This is a genomic window from Kitasatospora sp. NPDC057595 (assembly GCF_042800875.1).
In the GTDB taxonomy this organism is placed as follows: Bacteria; Actinomycetota; Actinomycetes; order Streptomycetales; family Streptomycetaceae; genus Kitasatospora.
Map to the genome: position 1 here is coordinate 226,743 of NZ_JBHVGL010000011.1, position 16,215 is coordinate 242,957.

The following is a 16,215-nucleotide window of genomic DNA, read 5'->3' on the forward strand; positions in this document are numbered from 1 at the left end:
TCTACCGCTGCCCGGTGGGCGCGCCGGGGGAGTGTCCGACCTCGGCCACCCGGGGGTACTGCCAGGTGCACATGTTCCAGCAACTGGAGCGGTACGACCCGGCCGAGGACACGCCGCCGCCCTCGCCGCCGACACCGCCTGTGCCACCCACATCGCCGGCACCGCAGGCCGCGCCGCCCGTCGACGCCGCGGACCGTGAGCCCGGGCCCGGGCCCGGGCCGGTTACCCGTCCGGCGCGCCCTGCCCGGCCGGCGCGCCCTGCCCGTCCGGCCGGACCGACCCGGCAGCCGGTGGTCCGGCTCGCCCTGGTGATCGCCGGGGCCCTGCTGCCCGTCCGCGCCGAGGGCCGGCGCGGGGGCGGCGGACTGGCCGTCGGCCGCGACGAGCCCGACTGCGCCGCCGTCCCCGGCCTGGCCGCCCTCGACCAGCTCTCCCGCCACCACGCCCGGCTGCGCTGGATCGACGGCGCGCTGCACGTCGAGGACCTGGACTCGACCAACGGCACGTTCGTCGACGGCCGCCGGATCACCACCCCGACCCGCGTCGGGCCGGGCGCGCGGCTGCGGTTCGCGCTGGACGTGGACGCCCAGGTGATCGAGATCGACGAGTTCGGCGCACCCCGGTGAGCGGGGGACGCGAGGAGGAGAACGGCGCGATGGCCGACACACCGCCGGAGCCGAGCCCGGCCACCCGCAAGCAGGGCCGCGGGCGGGCGAACGGCCGGGGCCGCGCTGGCGGCCGGCCCCCGCAGCCGGACCCCGGGGACGGCGGCACCACCGCCGCTGCCGAGAGCCCGCGCACCCGCGTCCAGCGCGCGCGCCCGACCCCCGCTCCCGGCCCCGGCCCCAGTGGCGCCGTCCCGGGCCCGCGCACCCGCGTGCAGCGCGGCGCCCCCACCCGCGTCCAGCGGCCGGGCGGCCCCGCCGGACCCGCCGAGCCCGGCGAGTCGGCCGAACCCGCCACCCCCGCCGCGTCGGCCTCCGACCCGTCCGGCGCCTTCCCCGCCGCCCTCACCGACCGCTACCACCCCCTGGGCCCCGTCGGCTCCGGCAGCGAGGGCACCGTCTGGCACGTCCGCCGCGCCGACGGCGCCGGCGAGGCGGCCGTGAAGGTCGGCAACCCCGGTGTGCGGGCCGACACCGAACTCCTCGCCCACCTCGCCGGGGACCCCGCCTTCCGCCGGCACGTCCCCGAGATCCTCGGCCACGGCCAGGTCGAGCACGCGGGCGCGCTGTGCGACTGGATGGCGATGGAGTACCTCCCGGTCACCCTCGCCGACCACGTCGACGAGCTGCGCACCCGGCGCCGCCTGGACCGGCGCGGCGAGAGCGAGCGGATCATCCGCGAACTGGTGGACCTGCTGGCCTTCTGGCAGAGCACCATCGCGCGCAACCCGGTCGACTTCAAGCCCGCCAACATCCTGGTCCGCCCCGCCGGGACGGACGGCCGCTCCGCCGCCCAGTTCGTGGTGGCCGACTTCGGCGGCGTGGCCAAGCTGACCGCCAGCCGCCGCTTCTCCGCCGACATGCAGGTCACCGTCGCCTACATGGCGCCCGAACAGCTCGCCGGCCACAACCATCCGGCGGGCCCGTGGTGGGCGCTCGGCACCATCCTCTACGAGGTGTTCACCGGCGCCGGCCGCTACCGGCGCGCGGACGGCGGGCTGATCAGCGACGAGGCGCTGCAGATCCGGCTGGTGATGGACGCCGAGGTGGACGTCTCGGCGATCCCCGACGAGCGCCGCCGACTGCTGCTCCAGGGCCTGTTCACCAAGGACCCCGCCGACCGCTGGACGGCGGACCAGGTGCGCGCGTGGCTGACCGGCGCCAGCCCGGAGGTGGTCCGCAGCCGGGTCGACCCGCCGCAGCCCGAGCCCGTCCCGACTCCGCCCGCGCACCGTCCGATCGCCTTCCGCGGCCAGGACTTCCGCGATCCGGCCGCGCTCGCCGAGGCGCTGCTCGGACGGTCGGCGGACGCGGCGGCGTGGCTGGTCAGCGGTGGTGCGCGGCGGCTGCGCGACTGGCTTCGGGACGAGGTGAAGGACACCGTCCTGGACCTGCACTACCTCAAGGACGTCGAGCGCGGCACCCCGGCCGACAAGTCGGCGGCGGCCTCCCGGGCGGTGCTGGCGCTCGGCGTGGCGTTCACGCCGGAGGCCGTCCCGTACGTGCGGGACCGCCGGGTGGACGCGGCCGGGCTCGCCCAGCTGGCGGGGGAGGCCGACGGGCCGGGATTCGTCGAGGAGCTGGTCACCGCCGGGCTGGTCGGGCTCGCCGCCCGCTTCCACTGCGGGCACGCCGACTGCCGGGAGGGGGCCTGCGCCCGGCTGCTCGCGCTCAGCGGGACGGCGGCCGTACTGGACGCGGTCGAGCGCGAGGCCCGCACCCTCGGCGGGCGCACCGGCGGCGGTGGGCTGACCGCGAACGAACGGGCGGCCGCGCGGCGTTGGGTGCTGCTGCTCGCCATCCAGCCGCAGCAGCAGCGGCGCGCCGTCGTCCGGCGGCTCTCCCTGCTGCCGGGCCCGCTGGCGGCGCTGCCCACGGGGGTCCAGCGGGCGGCCGCCGCCGTCGAGGCCGTGGCGGCGCGGGTGCGTATCGGTGATCGTGACGGTTTCCGTCGGTGGTCGGACCTCAGCCGCCGCGCGCTCGCCGCCGATCCGACGACGGCCGACGGACGGGGCGTGCTCGCGGCGGCGGCCGTGCTGCAGGTGCGCAGCGTCCGGGCGGGCGGCGCGGATCGCGGGCGCGCCCGCGGGGAGCGGAAGGTGGATGTGCGCGCCTGGTGGGGCGGCGCACGCACCGCGCTGCCCCGGCGCGCGGTGGCGGCCGTGCTGCTGTTCTTCGCGCTCGGCCTCACGCTCTGGTCGGGGGCGGTGCTGCGGTTCGCCGTCGACTTCGGCGCGGGCGGGCGGCTGCTGCCGGGCGGTCCCTTCGACGGCCCGCTGCGGACGGTCGGCGAGGCCGCGGCGCTGGCGACGGCCGGCCAGCTCGGTGCGGTGCTGGTCGCGGCGGTGGCGGTGGTCGCGTTCCCGGCCCGGGTCGGGCGGCGGATGCTGTTCCTCGTGATCGCCGCCTCGCTCACCATCGGCTATCTGCACCTCGGCCCGCCGATGACGGTGCTCGAAGCGCCGCAGCCGGTGGTCGACCGGGTGGTCAGGTTCGGTGGCGGAATGGAGAACTGGACGGGTGTCGGCGCGCTGGTGGCGATCGTGCTCGCGCTGTACCTCAACAACCGCCCGGTGACCTGGCTGCTCAGCTCCGCCCACACGGCCTCGGAACGGGCGGCCGGTGACCGTCGGCGCGCCGCCGCCCGCCGCCGCGCCGCCCGCGGGGGCGGGGTCGTCGGCTTCCGCGACCGGCTGCTGTTCTGGCTGGGCGGGACCCTCGTGCTGACCCTGCTGCTGTGGTCGGCGGTCGAGGTCCGGATCGCCGTCGTCGACCGGGACCGCCACCTCACGCCGGAGTCCTGGGGCACCGGCCAGGTCGGCGCCGCCTACCAGGCCGACTACCTGCTGCTCCTGGCCTTCCTGGCCTTCCTCGCCGCCTGCGCCACCCCCGGCGCGGCCCGCCGTCTCCTCGCCGGCTCCGCGGTCGGCACGGCCGTGCTCGGCGCCTGGCCCCCGCCCCTGGGCCCCTTCGAAGCCCTCCGCATCCCCGTCCTGGGCCCCTGGTTCCGTTCCCTCGCCACCCTCTGGGGCCACGCCGCCTTCTGGGCCGCCCTCCTCCTCATGCTCCCCCTCGCCTGCTACCTCGCCCTCTGGACCACCCGCCGCCTCCCCACCCCCGCGGCGGAGTAGAAAGTCGGCCCAGCCGACTTCCCACTCCACCCGCCCGCGCAATCCATGCGCGTAGGCAACTTGGAGTCGGGTGGCTGGTGGGCTTCGGAAGTCGGGTCCGTCGACTTTCTGCTCCGCTCCCGTCGATCCATGCGCGTGCGAGAGCGGGAAGTCGGGCCGGCCGACTTCCTACTCCCGCTCGGGGTCAGTGTGGGCGCAGGCCGTCGAGGAGGATTGTCAGGATGTGCTCGCGGGCGGCTGGGTCGGGGCCCAGTTGCTCCAGGGCGGCGTTGGTGCCGACGAGGAGGGCGAGGAGTTCGGGCAGGGTCAGTTCGGGGCGGGCGGTGCCGGCGAGCTGGGCGCGCCGCAGGAGGTCGGCCAGCAGTTCGCGGATCGCGGCCGAGGGGGCGCGCAGGGAGGTGTGGACGTCGACCCCCGCCGCCGTGAGCGCCTGGGCGAACGCGTTCTTGCCCACCGACTGTTCGGCGATCAGCCGGAAGCAGGCGAACAGGGCGTCGGCGGGCGCGGATTCGGCGGCCACCCGGGCCGCCCCGGCGGCGACCGTCTCCAGTCGGCGCACCATCACGGCCTCCAGCAGCGCCTCCTTGGTGGGGAAGTGGCGGAACAGCGTGCCGACCCCGACCCCGGCGGCGCGGGCGATCTCCTCGGTCGGGACGCCGACGCCCCGAGTGGTGAACACCTCGGTGGCGGCGTTCAGCAGTCTGGCCCGGTTGCGGGCCGCGTCCGCCCGGAGCGGACGGTCCTGAGTGCCGGTCAACTCTCCAACTCCCTTTTCTCGTTGGCGGGAACGACGGACGCCCGGCCCTGGACAACCGGAGTGGTCAGTCCGTATGGTCTAAGCGGAGTCGCCGGTCCGATTCCGGTGGCGCACATATCGTTCCGGGGGTTGATCATGTCCGAAACGCGCTCGCCGCGCGAGGTCTTCCACGCGCTGCTCGACGGCATCACGGCCGGTCGGTTCGCCGAACTGGCCGGGCTCTACGCCGAGGACGCCGTGGTGGAGATGGTGTTCGAGCCGGTCGGCCCGCGCAGGTTGGAGGGGCGCGAGGCCCTGCGGGAGCGTTTCCTCGCCGTCGGTGAGCACTCGCCGCTGGACCTGGGCGCCCGTAACGTCGTCGTCCGCGCGACCGACGACCCCGAGGTGGTCGTCGGCGAGTGGGACTACGACGTCCGCCACCGCACCACCGGGCGGGAGTCGACCGTCGCCAACCTCCAGGTACTGCGCGTGCGTGACGGCCTCATCGTGCACAGCCGCGACTTCCACGACCACCTCGCCCTCGCTGACCTCCTCGGCTCCCCGCCGCAGCCGGCCGCGCGGTAGCCGCTGCCGTCCGGGTGCTCAGCGCGCGAGGAGCCGGCGGAGCCAACGGATCCGGGCGTCGCGGGCGTCCCGGCTGAGCGCCGCCTCCGGCGCGAAGGTGTCGAAGCCGTGGAACGCGCCCGGCCAGACGTGCAGTTCGGCCTCGCCGCCGGCCCGCCAGATCCCGTCGGCGTACGCCACGGCCTCGTCGCGGAAGGTCTCGGCCGACCCGACCTCGACGTAGGCCGGGGGCAGCCCCGACAGGTCCGCGGCCCGCGCCGGGGCCGCGGACGGCGGCAGCTCGGGGGCGCCGTGGAGCTCGCCGAGCGCGGCCCGCCAGGCCGTCGCGTTGGAGGTCCGGTCCCAGGTGTCGTGGCCGGCCAACTGGCGGGCGGAGAAGCTGTTGTTGCGGTCGTCGAGCATCGGGCTCAGCAGCAGCTGTCCGACCGGGGCCGGCCCGCCGCGGTCGCGGGTCAGCAGGGCGAGCGCCGCGGCGAGGCCGCCCCCGGCGCTCTTGCCGCCGACCACGACACGCCCGGCGTCGACGCCCAGCCGCCGCGCGCGGTCGGTCGTCCAGCGCAGCCCGGCGAAGCAGGCCTCGACCGCGGCCGGGTACGGCGCCGCCGGCGCCAGCGGGTACTCGACGGAGATGACGGCGATCCCGAGCGGCTCGGCCAACTCCCGCAGCAGCCGGGGGAGTACCGACCAGGCGTTGCCGGTGATCAGACCGCCGCCGTGCAGGTAGTAGAGCAGCGGCAGCGGCCCGCCCGCCCCGGTGGGCCGGGCACTCACCAGCCGTACGCCCGACGCGTCCAGCTCCGCCACCTCGAACCGCCCGCCGTCCCGCAGCACCTCCACGGTCGGGCGGGGGCGGACGGCGGCGTCCCGCTCCTGCCACGCGGCGAGGTTCTCCGGGGTGACCGGCCCCCGCGCCACCGCCCCCGCGGACGTCAGCGCGGCACTCAACTCCGGATCGAACGGCGGGGGAGTCGCAGCCCCGCCGCCCTCGCTGCCGCCCCTCATGAACCCCGCCCGCCCCTCGTCCCGTCGTCCCTGCCGGAGGCCCCGACCCGCCCAGCCTGCCAGGCCGGACCGCCCGGCACCCCGCCGGAGTGGAAAGTCGGCCGGTCCGACTTCCCACTCCGGCGCCCGGTTTCCGGCCTCGGGGCTACTTGCCCGGCGGGATGTCGTAGACGTGGTCGGGGGTGATCACGCTGGTGATGGCCCGGCCGAGCAGGGTGCTGGGTTCGGAACCCTGGGACGAGATGTCGGTGTTGAGCAGCACGACCAGAGTCGCGCACTCCTCCGGCAGGTAGATGGTGAGGCTCTCGTAGCCGGGCAGCGAGCCGTTGTGACCGATCCACCCGTTGATGTCGAAGATCCCGAGGCCGTAGCCCGCACCGGGGACGCCGGTCGGCAGGACGGCCAGGCGCTGGGCCTGGGTGCCGGGCGACAGCAGGGTGCCGGTGGCGACGTCCTTCGCCCAGTGGCTGAGGTCGTGCAGGTCGGAGACCAGCGCGCCCGCCGACCAGGCCCACGAGGGGTCCCAGTGCGTGGAGTCGGCGACCGCGCCGCTGGGGGTCTGGTCGGTGTAGCCGTGGGCGTACGGCTCGGGGAGTTCGGTGCCCCGGGGGAAGAGGGTGCGGCGCAGCCCGCTGGGCTCGGTGATGCGGTCGTGGACGAAGGCCTCCAGGCTCCGGCCGCTCACCCGCTCGACCAGCAGGCCGAGCAGGATGTAGTTGCTGTTCGAATACTGGAACTGCGCGCCCGGCGCGAACTCGTTCTCGTGCTTGTAGCCGTACGCGAGCAGTTCCTCGGGGGTGAAGACGCGGTTCGGGTTGGCGAGGAAGGCGTTGATGAAGTCCTCGTCCGAGCTGTACGGGAAGAGGCCGCTGCGCATGTCGAGCAGGTCGCGCACCCGGATGTCCTCGCCGGACGGGACGCCGTCGACATACTTCGCGATCGGGTCGTCGAGGCCGACCGGGCCCTCGTCCACCAGCTGCAGGACGGCGGTGGCGGTGAAGGTCTTGGTCTCGCTGCCGATCCGCATGTTCAGGCGGTCGGTCATGGGAGCGCCGGTCTCCTTGTCGGCGACGCCGAACGCCCGCAGGTAGTCGCCCTGACCGGGGATCCGCAGGTCGACCTGCACACCGGGGATGCCCGCCTCCCGCATCACCTGCTGGATCGTTTCGTCCAGCCTCGCCTGGAGCTCCGGGCTCAGCTCGTGGTCCTCGGCGGTGGTCACGGCCACCGGTGCCGCAGCGGGCCCGGGGGCCGCCGGCGCGGCACCCAGCGTCAGCGGGAGCAGCCCGGCGACGGCGAGCGCCGCCGCGCCGAGCGTACGGGCCGGGGAACGTCTTCTCATGGTGCGGGGCCTTCCTGCGGTTCGGAGCGGATCTGCTGAGCCGATCGTCGGCGACGAGGAGCCGCCGGACCGTCCCTCCGATGCGCGGGCCGGGTATCAGGCCTGATGATCCATCCGATCGGTCCTACGGTCAGGTGGCGGTGTCCCCCCCCGCCCCGCCGGTCCTCGGCCCTGACCGCCGGCCGTCCTCACCGCTCCGGAGGCTGGGGCGGCAGGCCGGCGGCCCAGGCGGCCAGGGTGGTGAAGTCGGCGGTGGTCAGGCCGGTGCGCGGGTCCACGTGGTGGAGGAGGGCGGGGCCGGCGTGGTGGGTGCGGACCCAGGCGTGGTCGGCGGCGGTGATCTGGTCGTCGATCCAGGCGAACGGGCGGCCGCGCGCCCAGCTGACGATGTCGGGGGTCTTCCAGAACACGCCGTCCGCGGGTTGCTGCCGGGGCTCGGACCAGGTGATGACGGGGAGTGCGGGCAGCCCGAGCAGGGGTGCGAGGAAGTCGTCGGCTTCGTGTTCCCAGGTCGTTGCCCAGACCAGATCGAAGGGCAGCGCGGTGAGGGACGGGCCGTGTTCCGGGTTGAGCCAGACGCGTAGGGGTTTGGCGGGTCTGTCGGGCAGTCCGTACGCGGTCAGGCGGCGGCGTTCGGCGGCCTCCCAGCGCGGGGTGAGGAGGCGGTGCGTGGTGTAGCCCTCGGGGCGGCGGTGCGGCTTGGCCGCGTAGGGGTTCAGGGGGCCGTCGACGTCGATCAGCAGCAGCGGCCGCATCGGTCTCCTCTCCCGGTCGGTGCCGTGGTGTTCAAACCACTCGAACGAAGGATCGGACGGGGTGGTTCCGGTGGTTGGCGGCGGGGATTGACAAGGTGTCGGCGGTGCGGTCGCCCGCCGTGCGAGAGTGTGGTGCGGGGAGGGGAGGACCGGTGGCGGTGGTGGACGAGGCGCAGGTGCTGGTCGGGCGCGGTCGGCGGCTGCTGGAGGAGTACGACGCGGCGCCCGATCCGCGGCGGGCCGGCCTGGCGCTGTCCGGGGCACTGACGGCGTTCTCGACGGCGCGCACCCAGCTGGAGGAGGCGGGTCCGGAGGTGCCGCCGGGGGCGCTCGCCGAGGCGCGCTACCTGGTCGGGCTGACGCTGTCCGTGCGCTACTGGTGGGCCGCCGGACAGCCGGAGTTCGTCGAGGACGAGGAGCTGCGGCCCGCCGTGCTCGCCGAACGGGCCGAAGCGGCGGAGCTGTTGGCTCTCACGATGGCCGCGTTCGACCGGGAGGCGCCGGAGTGGGCGGAGGCGGCGTTCCGGCTCGGGCTGCTGCTGCACGCGCGCTTCGAGGACGACGCGGTCGTCGGCGTCGCCGACCCGGCGGCCCGCCCGGAGGACCTGGACCGGGCGATCGACCTGCTGCGGATCGTCTGTCCCGTCCCGGTGCCACCCGATCCCCGGCGGGCCGAGGCCGGGGACGTCGCGGCGGAGGAGGCGGAGGCCGCGTACGACGCGCAGCACCACTTGGCGCTCGTCACCCTCGGCCGCGCCCTTGCCGACCGGGCCGAGCGCGACGGCGTCGAGCGCGACGACAACGACAGCGACGGCAACGACAGCGACCGCGGCGCCGCCGAACGAACCGCCGCCGAAGCCGTGTTGGAGGGCCTGCTCGAACGGGTGTACCCGGAGCCGTGGAGCGAACCCGGGGAGCCGCCGTACCGCCCCGACGCCGACGCCGAGCCGGGACCGGACGAGGTCGCCGACCCGATCGAGCTGCTGGCCCGGGAACGCCTCGTCCGGCTGCTGCTGGACGGGCCGGACGACCTGGACGAGCGGTGCACCGAGCGTGCCCTCACCCATCTGGAGGCGATCGCGGCCACCGCCGCCCTGGACTCCCCCTTCCGGCTGTTCGCCGCCCTCCGGCTGGTCGACCTGTACGCCGCCCGGGGCGACGGCGGGGGCATCCGCCCCGAGGACGCCGCGCACCGGCTCGCCCGGCTGCGCGAGCTGCGCCGGCTGCTTCCGCCCGAGCACCCGCAGGGCGGGACGGTGCGCTGGCTGCTCGGCAACACCCTCTCCGCGCTGGCCCGCCGGCAGGGCCACACCGTTAGTGCCGAGGCCCGCGAGGCGGTCGGGGTGCTGCGCGAGGGCGTGGCCGGCATGGCCGAGGACGACCCGGTGCGGCCGCCGTCGCACGCGGTGCTCGGCTCGCTCGTCCACGCGCTGGGCCAGCACGAACCGCAGACGTACCGCATCGAGGACGCCGTCCACCACCTCACCCGGGCGGCGGACACCCTGGAGGAGGGGGACCACGGCGTCCTGCGCGGCGAGATCCTCCAGCACCTCGCCGACGCATCCCTGTCGAGGACGGAGTTCTCCACCGACCGGGCCGAGCTGGACCGGGCGATCGACCTGCTCGAATCCGCCGGCTCCGCCCGCGACCGGCCCCCGGACGCCCTGTGGTCGGACGAGCAGCTGCACGGTTCATTGGCGGCGGCGATGGCCAAGCGGTTCGCGCTCACCAACGCCGTCAGTGACCTGGACGCGGCGATCCGCCACCAGCGCGCCGCGTTCCGCCGGGCGGCCCCGGACGACGTCAACCGGGTCGTCTACCTGGAGAACCTCGCGGGCAGCCTCTACCAGCGCTACCTCGTCGGCGGTGACCACCAGGACCTGGAGGCCTGCCGCCGCTACATCGACGAGGTGGTCGCGCACCTCTCGGTCTCCGAATACCCGGGCGTGGAGCGGCTCCTGGCCACCCAGCGGCCGGCCCTGGAGCGGACCAGGCTGATGCTGGACCTCCAGGTGGCCGTGACGACCGGCGACGTCCCGTCGATGGCCCGGACGGTGGCCGCGCTGGAACCGCTGGTCGCGGCGATCCCCGAGGACGACCCCCTGCGGCTGCTGGCCCTCGGCGACTTCGGCTCGGCCATGTTCGTCCTCGCGCTGCACGGGCCGACGGAACTGCTGCCACGCGCCGTCGCGCTGATGGTGGAGGCGGCGGATCGGACCCCGGCCGGGCACCTGCACAAGGGCATGCTCACCATGCGGGCGGCCAGCGCGCTCGGCGGGCTCGCGATGTTCTCCGTGTCCGCCGCCTTCTCGGAGCGCCAGGTCGAGACCGCGCTGCGGTACCTCGACACCTTCCTCGCCGACGAGGACCCCGACCCCGCCAGCAGGGAGGGCATCCGTGCCCAACTGCTGCGGGCCGTCCTGCTGATGCTGCGTTACCGTACCGTGCGCCGGCCCGCCGACGCCGTCGACCTGCTGGCCACCGCCGGGGCCCTGCGCGAACGGCTGCGGCACGGGACGCCCACCCAGGTGCTGGCGGCGGTGAGCCGCCTCATCGCCGACGCCCACCGCGCGCGGCTCGGGCCGGGCGACCGGCGGGCGGGCCGTGAAGCCGGGCTGGCCGGACTGCGCGAGGCGGCCGCGGCCACGCTGCTGCAGGCGGCGGCCGCCCCGGCGCTCGTGGTGGCCCGGGAGAGCGCCGCACGGGCGCTGACCATCGCCCGGTGGTACCTCGCCGACCGGGAGGAGGCGCCGGAGGAGGCGTCGCAGGAGCCGCCGGACGGGGCGGCGCCCGGCGGCGAGCCGTACCTGCGCGCCGCCGTGGAGGCGCTGGAGCTGGGCCGGGGCCTGGTGCTGCACGCCTCCACCGCCACCACCGACGTCCCGGACCTGCTGCGCACCTCCGGCCACGCCGAGCTCGCCGACTCCTGGCTGGCCGGTGGTGCCCCCCAGGACGGCCCGGCCGCCGACCCCTTCGACTTCGACGCGCTGCTCGGCCTGCCCGGCACCCTGCTCGACTCCCTGCCCGACGGTGCCGGCATCCCCATGCCGGACGACCTGCGCCGCCGCGCGCTCACCGCGCTCGCCGCCTCCCCGGCCGGGGAGGCGCTGATGGCCCCGCCGCCGCTCGACGAGATCGCCCGCGGCCTGCGCGCGGCCGGCGCCGACGCCCTCGTCTACCTGCTGCCGCCCGGCGGCGGGCGCAGCGGCGAGGCGGTGCTGGTCACGCCCGGCGAGGACGGCGCGGGCGCCCTGCACCTGCTGGCGCTCACCCTGGTCCGCGCCGACGCGGTGCGCTCCGCCGGGCGCGGTCCGCTCGCCGCCTACCGGCAGGCGCACCTGGACCGGCAGGCCACCCTGGACGGCCTGCCGCCCCGGCACCCGCAGCGGATCGCCGCCCGGCGCCGCTGGCGGGCCACCCTCGCCGAACTCTGCGACTGGGCCGGCACCACCGTGCTGCGCCCGCTGCTGCGTCACCCCGCCCTGCGGGCGGCCGTCCGCCGCGGCCCGGGCGCACCGCCGCGGCTGGTCCTGGTGCCGTTCGGTGAACTCGGCGGCGTCCCCTGGCACGCGGCGCTGCTCAGCAGCGGGCTGCGGGACGGTGGCCGGCCGGTGCGGGCCGTGGAACGGGCGGTGATCTCGTACGCGGCCTCCGCGCGGCAGTTCTGCGAGGTGGTCCGGCGGCCCCGGCTGCCGCTCGCCGAACGGCCGGTGGTCGTCGGTGACCCGACCCGGGAGCTGATGTTCGCCGAGGCCGAGGCCGAGTACCTGCACGCCGGCTACTACCCGCACGGCACGCTGCTCGGCTACGTCGAGGACGCCGAGGGGGAGGGCACCCCGGCGGAGGTACTGGCCGCGTTGCCCGCGCCCGGGCGGGCCGGGGCGTCCGTCCTGCACCTGGCCTGCCACGCGGTGCCGTCCGGGGAGTCGCCGCTGGACGCCTATCTCGGGCTCGCGCCCGGCCCGCGGGCCGGGGAGCGGTCGGGCCGGCTGCCGGTGGGCGACATCCTGCGCCAGGCCCAGGGCCGTCCGCCGGACTCGCCGGGCGGCCTGGTCGTCCTCGACGCCTGCGTCAGCGACCACACCGGCGGCGACGTGGACGAGGCGCTCACCCTCTCCAGCGCCTTCCTCGCCGCCGGGGCGACGGGAGTGGTCGGCTCGCGCTGGGAGGTGGTGGACGAGATGGTGTGCGTGCTGATGTACGTCTTCCACGGCCGCCTCGCCGCCGGCGACCCGCCCGTCGAGGCGCTGCGCCGCACCCAGCTGTGGGCGCTCGACCCCGACCGTCGCCTGCCCCCGGACGCGCCACCCGAACTCGTCTCCCTCGCCCGCCGCGACCCCGACGCCCTCGACGTCTGGGCGGCCTTCGCCTACCAGGGCGGTTGACGGGGGCACACCGCGGTGGGCGGGCCTGGCGGCTTCGGCGGCTCGGGGGAGGGCGGACGGGGCTACGGAAGGTCGAGATCCTTGCGGGCTTCGGCGATCCGGCGCAGGATGCCGTGGGCCTCGGCGGTCGTGGCCAGTTCGGTCGCCTCGGCGAGGGCGGCGGCGTCCTCGCGCCGGTCCTGCTGGGCGGCGAGGTAGCCGAGGCCGACCAGGTCGGCGGCCACGCCGGGCAGCCCCTGCTCCGCCGCCAGCACGCTCCCGTCACCACCGAACACGGCGTTCTCGTAGTGGAGTTCCGCCTGCTCGATCCGTAGGTCCCTGGTCATGCGCCGATCCTGGCCAGGGCTTGTGGGGGTCCAGCCGGAATTTCATCGGTGTGTGGGCGGAAACGAAGAACGCGGACCAGCCGGCTCTGCTGGCGAAGAATCCGACCGGATACGCAGGAAGGTTCGAAGGAGACGTCGTCGTCACCGGCACCTTCGTCAATCCACAGGTGGATCAGCGCCTCATCCAGTTGGAGAACGAAGTGGCCGATCTGCAGAAGACCGTTGCGGTGCTGGTCGGTCTGGCGCATCCGCCGGGATCCGGGTGAGGCTTGTGCGCCGGGTGCCCCGCCGGGTGCGCGACGTCGAACGCCGAGTTCGGAGCTCGGCGCAGGAGGACGGTGACCGCTACGACGTGCGCATGGCGGCGATGGCGGTCATCCGGGCGACGCGGCGGGCCGGAAGGACGGCGGCGGCGAGTCCGGTGAGGACGGTGAGGGCGAGCGCGGCGAGGACGGGGAGCACGGGCGGGCCGCCGAGGGTCCCGAGGGTGGCGGTGACGGAGCGTGCGCCGGCCCAGCCGTAGCCGATCCCGAGGGCGGTGCCGAGCAGGGCGGTGGCGAGGGAGAGCAGCAGTGCCTCCAGGGTGAGCATGCGGCGCAACTGGCTGCGGGACATCCCGACCGCGCGCAGCATGCCGATCTCGCGGGAGCGTTCGTTGATGCTGAGGACGAGCGCGGCGGCGACGCCGAGGCCGGCGATGACGACGGAGAAACCGAGCAGGGCCATCGAGATCAGCATCATCCGGTCGAGCAGCGAGCGCAGGCTCTCGGCCTGGGCGGCGGTGTCGGTGACGGTGAGTCGCGGGTGGGCGGCGAGGGCGCGGTCCATGGCGCGGCGGGCGGTGGGGCGGTCGGTGCCGGCGGCGGGGGTGATCCAGACGGTGGTGGCGGGGGCCCCGGGGGCGATCCGGTCGAGGGTGGCGGGGGTGACCAGCAGGGTGGCGTCGGTCTGGAGGGTGAACGGGAGGGGGCTGCGGCCGGGTTCGACCCGCAGGGTGCTGTCGGGGCGGCCTCCGGTGCCGGTCACGGTGAGGGTGCGGCCGCTTTCGATGCCGCCGAGGGCGGCGCCGTCGGTCAGCGCGCGGGCGCGGTCGACGTCGTCGGCGGTGGGGATGAGCCCGGCGGGGTCGACGGCGGCGACCACGGTGTCGCGGCCGTCGACGCGCACGGTGGCCGAGCGGACCGGCGTGACGGAGAGTTCGCGCTCCCCGGTGAGCGCCGCGAGCGCCCCGTCGGGCAGGGCGCCACCACCGGCACCGGCACGATCATCACCGGCACCGGCACCATCACCACCGGCGGCCGTCGCCGAGAACACGCCGGGCTGGCGGGCGGAGAGCGCGGGCACCAGCGAGTGGGAGGTGATCGACAGGGCGGTGACCGCGCCGACCATCACGGTCACCCCGAGCAGCAGCGCGGAGCCGGTGGCGCCGGTGCGCAGCGGGTTGCGGCGCAGTTGCCGGGTGGCGAGCCGGCCGGCGGTCCCGCCGAGACGGCGGGCCGGGCCGCCGAGCAGGGCGACCGCGGCGGGCAGCAGCCGGTGGGCGAGCCGCAGGACGCCGAAGAAGCTCGCGATGGCGCCCACGGTGACGGCGAGCAGCGAGAGCGGCGGCGCGGTGAGCGTCCCGAGCACGACCAGGGCGGTGCCCGCCACCAGCAGGAACACCGCCCACACGGTGGCCCGGAGCCGCGCGCCGGTGCCGCCCGCCCCGCCCGGCCCGGCGCCGTGTCCGGTGCCGCCGAGCGCGGCGATCGGCGGGACGGCGGAGGCGGCCTTGGCGGGGCCGCGGACGGCGAGCAGGGTGAGCAGGATGCCGAACAGCGCGGCGAGGACGCAGACCAGCGGCGAGGGGGCGAGCGAGAGGCGGACCGGGCCGAGGTCCGCACCGGCCGCGACGGCCTGGCCGACGGCGCAGATCCCGAGGCCGAGCAGCACGCCGGCGGCGGAGGCGCCCGTGCCGAGCAGCAGGCCCTGGCGGCGGATCAGCCGGCGGACCTGGACGCGGTCGGCGCCGATGCAGCGCAGCAGCGCCAGCTGGCGGGTGCGCTGGGCGAGCACGACGGTGAAGGTGTTGCCGACGACCATCCGGGCGACCGCGAGCGCGATCAGCACGAAGGAGAGCGCGGCGACCAGCACCACGCCGTACAGGGTGCCGCTCGACCGGGTGGCGTCCCGAACGGAGACCTCCCGGGTGTGCACCTCGGGCGCGGGGGCGGTGCTGCCGGGCGCCCCGCGCAGTGCCTCGCGCAGCGCCTCGACGGTACGGGTCGGCGAGGTGCCGGGGGAGAGCCGGAGGTCGAGCCGGGTCGCGACGGCGCCGACGGCGTACCGGTCGACGGCGTTCTCCGGGACGGCGATGACGGGCTGTCCGGAGAGGCTGGGCGCGCCGCGGCCGTCGAGGATGCCGGTGAGCCGGGCGGTGGCGGGCGTGCCGTCGGCCCGGGTGAGCCGCACGTCCGCGCCGGGGCCGAGGCCCAGACGCTGCGCGGTGTCGGCGTCGAGCATCACCTCGCCCGCTCCGGCGGGCCACTGCCCGGACTTGAGCAGTTGCCAGCGCAGGCCGGGGTCGGCGGCGACGGAGCTGACGACGGCGGCCGCGTCCAGCGGGCGTCCGTCGGCGGTCAGCAGTCCGCCGCGGCCGGTGAGGCGCGGGGCGAGCGCGGCGACGCCGGGCACCTGCCGCGCCCGGTCGGCCGTGGCGGTGGCCGTGGCGGCAGCGGTGTCCGGCGCGCCGCCGGCGGTCGGGAGGGTGATCTGCACGTCCCCGGGCCCGACCTCGGCCGCGGCGCTCTGGCCGAACGAGTCGACGAGGGCGCCGCTGCCGCTGACCGAGGCGATGAGGAAGGCCACGCCGAGGGCGACGGCGGCGCCGCTGAGGAGGAGTTGGCGCAGCTGCCCGCGGAGTTCGGCGAGGGTGTGGCGGTAGGTGGTCATCGTTCCCGGTCTGTCCGTGCGCGGCCGGTGTGCGGCTCGTCGTCGCTGGTCACCGGGGGTGTTCCCGATGATCGACTTCGAGCGTAGGAGGCGGGTGGGGCCCGTTCGGTAGCCATGAGGTCGTGTTCAGGTTCACACCGGCGTCGGAAGGCGGGCCCGTCCGTCTCCTCCTCGGGAGGTACGCCGCCCCCGAGGGGCCGGTTGTCCCGGGGCGTCCCCGCTCGTCCCATTGGTCACCCCGGCCCCACCGGCCAAACTGGTCCAGACCATTGACGCTCCGAGGGGGGGCTTCCTAGCATGATCGACGTTGCGGCGGCCATACGGGGGCCCGCCGCCGATCCGCCGAGCGCGCTACTC

Annotated in this window: 12 protein-coding genes; 5 read left to right on the forward strand and 7 right to left on the reverse strand. The window is 76.1% G+C overall.

Annotated features, from left to right (window positions below):
* Window position 1 precedes the first annotated feature (1 nt).
* Window positions 2-151, reverse strand: a complete 150-nt coding sequence (locus tag ACFU9E_RS18950; protein WP_380681762.1) for a hypothetical protein — start codon at window positions 149-151, stop codon at window positions 2-4.
* A 139-nt stretch (window positions 152-290) separates the two neighbouring features.
* On the opposite strand from ACFU9E_RS18950, the gene ACFU9E_RS18955 reads away from it, so the two are divergent.
* Both ACFU9E_RS18955 and ACFU9E_RS18960 read left to right on the forward strand, forming a co-directional pair.
* Window positions 291-626 (forward strand): FHA domain-containing protein, encoded by a 336-nt coding sequence (locus ACFU9E_RS18955; protein WP_380681760.1) that lies wholly within the window; start codon window positions 291-293, stop codon window positions 624-626.
* A 29-nt stretch (window positions 627-655) separates the two neighbouring features.
* Window positions 656-3,796, forward strand: coding sequence for a hypothetical protein (locus tag ACFU9E_RS18960; RefSeq protein WP_380681758.1), 3,141 nt, complete (start codon window positions 656-658; stop codon window positions 3,794-3,796).
* A 184-nt stretch (window positions 3,797-3,980) separates the two neighbouring features.
* On the opposite strand, the gene ACFU9E_RS18965 is transcribed toward ACFU9E_RS18960, so the two are convergent.
* On the reverse strand, window positions 3,981-4,553 hold the full coding sequence (locus ACFU9E_RS18965) for a TetR/AcrR family transcriptional regulator (protein ID WP_380681756.1): 573 nt from the start codon (window positions 4,551-4,553) through the stop codon (window positions 3,981-3,983).
* A 135-nt stretch (window positions 4,554-4,688) separates the two neighbouring features.
* Between ACFU9E_RS18965 and ACFU9E_RS18970 the strand changes: the two genes are divergently transcribed.
* Window positions 4,689-5,117: a nuclear transport factor 2 family protein gene (locus ACFU9E_RS18970; RefSeq protein ID WP_380681754.1), complete on the forward strand. Its 429-nt coding sequence runs from the start codon at window positions 4,689-4,691 to the stop codon at window positions 5,115-5,117.
* Between the two features lie 18 nt (window positions 5,118-5,135).
* Here the strand turns inward: ACFU9E_RS18970 and ACFU9E_RS18975 are convergent, their stop codons facing one another.
* The 3 genes from ACFU9E_RS18975 to ACFU9E_RS18985 form a co-directional block, all read right to left on the reverse strand.
* Window positions 5,136-6,119: an alpha/beta hydrolase gene (locus ACFU9E_RS18975; protein WP_380681752.1), complete on the reverse strand. Its 984-nt coding sequence runs from the start codon at window positions 6,117-6,119 to the stop codon at window positions 5,136-5,138.
* Between the two features lie 145 nt (window positions 6,120-6,264).
* Window positions 6,265-7,461: a serine hydrolase domain-containing protein gene (locus ACFU9E_RS18980; protein ID WP_380681750.1), complete on the reverse strand. Its 1,197-nt coding sequence runs from the start codon at window positions 7,459-7,461 to the stop codon at window positions 6,265-6,267.
* Between the two features lie 188 nt (window positions 7,462-7,649).
* Window positions 7,650-8,216 carry a hypothetical protein gene (locus tag ACFU9E_RS18985; protein ID WP_380681748.1) on the reverse strand — a complete coding sequence of 189 codons (567 nt, stop codon included), beginning with the start codon at window positions 8,214-8,216 and terminating at the stop codon, window positions 7,650-7,652.
* A gap of 152 nt (window positions 8,217-8,368) precedes the next feature.
* Here ACFU9E_RS18985 and ACFU9E_RS18990 point away from each other — a divergent pair, with 152 nt between their 5' ends.
* Complete coding sequence (locus ACFU9E_RS18990) at window positions 8,369-12,601, forward strand: CHAT domain-containing protein (RefSeq protein WP_380681746.1); 4,233 nt, start codon at window positions 8,369-8,371, stop codon at window positions 12,599-12,601.
* A 62-nt stretch (window positions 12,602-12,663) separates the two neighbouring features.
* Here ACFU9E_RS18990 and ACFU9E_RS18995 read toward each other — a convergent pair whose 3' ends face one another.
* The gene (locus tag ACFU9E_RS18995; protein WP_380681744.1) at window positions 12,664-12,927 is read right to left on the reverse strand and encodes a hypothetical protein; all 264 of its coding nucleotides are present in this window, start codon (window positions 12,925-12,927) and stop codon (window positions 12,664-12,666) included.
* Window positions 12,928-12,977: 50 nt separating this feature from the next.
* On the opposite strand from ACFU9E_RS18995, the gene ACFU9E_RS19000 reads away from it, so the two are divergent.
* A complete protein-coding gene (locus ACFU9E_RS19000) occupies window positions 12,978-13,193 on the forward strand; it encodes a hypothetical protein (protein ID WP_380681742.1) in 216 nt (71 codons plus the stop codon).
* Window positions 13,194-13,272: 79 nt separating this feature from the next.
* On the opposite strand, the gene ACFU9E_RS19005 is transcribed toward ACFU9E_RS19000, so the two are convergent.
* Window positions 13,273-15,858: an ABC transporter permease gene (locus ACFU9E_RS19005; RefSeq protein WP_380681740.1), complete on the reverse strand. Its 2,586-nt coding sequence runs from the start codon at window positions 15,856-15,858 to the stop codon at window positions 13,273-13,275.
* Window positions 15,859-16,215: the final 357 nt, after the last annotated feature.